Genomic DNA, 2,137 nt, shown 5'->3' with positions numbered 1-2,137 from the left:
GGCGCCAGGCAGTTGGTGGTGCAGGAGGCCGCCGAGATGATGGCTTCGCCGGCGTAGGTCTTGTGATTCACGCCGTAGACGAACATCGGCGTGGCGTCCTTGGACGGCGCGCTCTGCACGACCTTCTTGGCGCCGGCTTCGATGTGCTTGCGGCAAGAGGCGTCGTCGAGGAAGAAACCGGTGCACTCGATGACCAGCTCGGCACCGACCTCGCTCCACTTGAGGTTGGCCGGATCGCGCTCGGCGGTCAGACGGATACTCTTGCCGTTGACGATCATGGTGTTGCCGTCGACGGCGATATCGCCCCGGAAGTTACCGTGGACGGAGTCGTACTTGAGCATGTAGGCCAGATACTCGGGGTCGAGCAGGTCATTGATGGCAACGACCTCGATCCCGGGGAAATCCTTCGCGATTGCGCGAAATGCCATACGACCGATACGACCGAAACCATTGATGCCGACTTTAAGTGTCATTGAGAGAGACTCCTCTTAGCGAATAAAAACTCTCGGTGCTCGAACCTCGGCTTCCCGACGCTGGATGGTCGGTAGAGCGAAGGGGCGAGCCCAAAAACAAACGATCCATGGGCGCTTAGACTGCCGCGCTTAGATGCCGAAATGATGCAACGCCGGTCGCCGAACACTTGATCGTTCGGCGGCCCATACGCGAGACAGCCGGTTAAATCAGAGTACGCCCCTGACCTTGGCGACCAGGTTCTCGACCGTGAACCCGAACTCCTTGAAGAGCGGGCCGGCAGGCGCCGATTCACCGAACCGGTCAACACCGAGGATCGCGCCCTGATGACCGACATACTTCCACCAGCCGTCCGTGACCGCTGCCTCGACCGCAACCCGCGCGGTGACGGCCTTGGGCAGCACCGATTCGCGATAGGCGGCATCCTGCGCATCGAAGGTGTCGGTCGAGGGCATCGACACCACGCGGATCGCCTTGTCGGACATCGCCTCGGCAGCCTTCATGGCCAGCTCGACCTCGGAGCCCGTGGCAATGATGATCGCATCCGGGGTGCCGGCACAGTCGCGCAGCACATAACCGCCGCGCGCGATGGCCGCGAGCTGCTCGGGCGTGCGGCTCATATGCGCGAGGTTCTGACGCGAGAAGATCAGACAGCTCGGACCGGTGCGCCGCTCGATGGCGAGTTTCCAGGACACCGCCGACTCGACCGCGTCGCACGGACGCCAGACGCTCATGTTGGGGATCATGCGCAGCGTCGGGATCTGCTCCACCGGCTGATGGGTCGGGCCGTCCTCGCCCAGACCGATTGAGTCGTGGGTGTAGACGAAGATCGACTGGATCTTCATCAGTGCCGCCATGCGCAGTGCATTGCGGGCGTACTCGGAGAACATCAGGAAGGTCGCACCGTAGGGCACGAAACCGCCATGCAGCGCGATGCCGTTCATGATGGCCGACATGCCGAACTCGCGCACGCCGTAGTAGACATAGTTGCCGGGTGCGTTGCCTTTGCCGATGCCCTTGCAGCCCTTCCAGAGGGTCAGGTTGGAGCCGGCGAGATCCGCCGAGCCGCCGAGCAGCTCCGGCAGAAGCGGGCCGAAACCGTTGAGCGCGTTCTGCGATGCCTTGCGCGAGGCGATGGTCTCGCCCTTCTCGACGATCGAGGTCACGAAGGCGTCGGCCTGCGTGGCCCAATCGCCCGGCAGATCGCCGGCCATCCGGCGTTTGAATTCGGCGGCCTCGCTCGGGAATTTCGCAGCGTATGCGGCAAAGCGGTCGTTCCACGCAGACTCGGCCGCGGCGCCCCGCTCTTTGGCATCCCAGCCCTGATAGACGGCGTCCGGGATGACGAACGGCGGATGGTTCCAGCCCAGCGCCTCGCGGGTCAAGGCGATTTCGTCCTCGCCGAGCGCCGCGCCGTGGCATTCTTCCTTGCCCTGCTTGTTCGGCGAGCCGTAACCGATGATGGTCTGGCAGCAGATGAGGCTCGGGCGGTCGGTGATCTCGCGGGCGGCCTCGATGGCGGCCTTCACGGCTTCCGTATCGTGCCCGTCGACCTTGGGGATCACATGCCAGCCGTAGGCCTCGAAGCGTTTCGGGGTGTTGTCGAGGAACCAGGCCGGTGTGTCGCCGTGACCGCGGACCTCGCCGTCGATCGAGATGTTGTTGT

The 2,137-nt window shown here is 63.9% G+C and carries 2 protein-coding genes; both read right to left on the bottom strand.

The features are described from left to right. Positions 1-473 (bottom strand): glyceraldehyde 3-phosphate dehydrogenase NAD-binding domain-containing protein (locus B4N44_RS06155; protein ID WP_296698077.1); only part of this gene is annotated, 473 nt, incomplete at its 3' end. A 207-nt stretch (positions 474-680) separates the two neighbouring features. Next, a partial coding sequence (locus B4N44_RS06150) for a transketolase family protein (RefSeq protein ID WP_296698076.1) occupies positions 681-2,137 on the bottom strand: 1,457 nt, incomplete at its 5' end.

The sequence above is a fragment of the Thiocapsa sp. UBA6158 genome, from assembly GCF_002423035.1.
Lineage (GTDB): Bacteria > Pseudomonadota > Gammaproteobacteria > Chromatiales > Chromatiaceae > Thiocapsa.
This window is presented reverse-complemented; position numbering and strand designations above follow the sequence as displayed.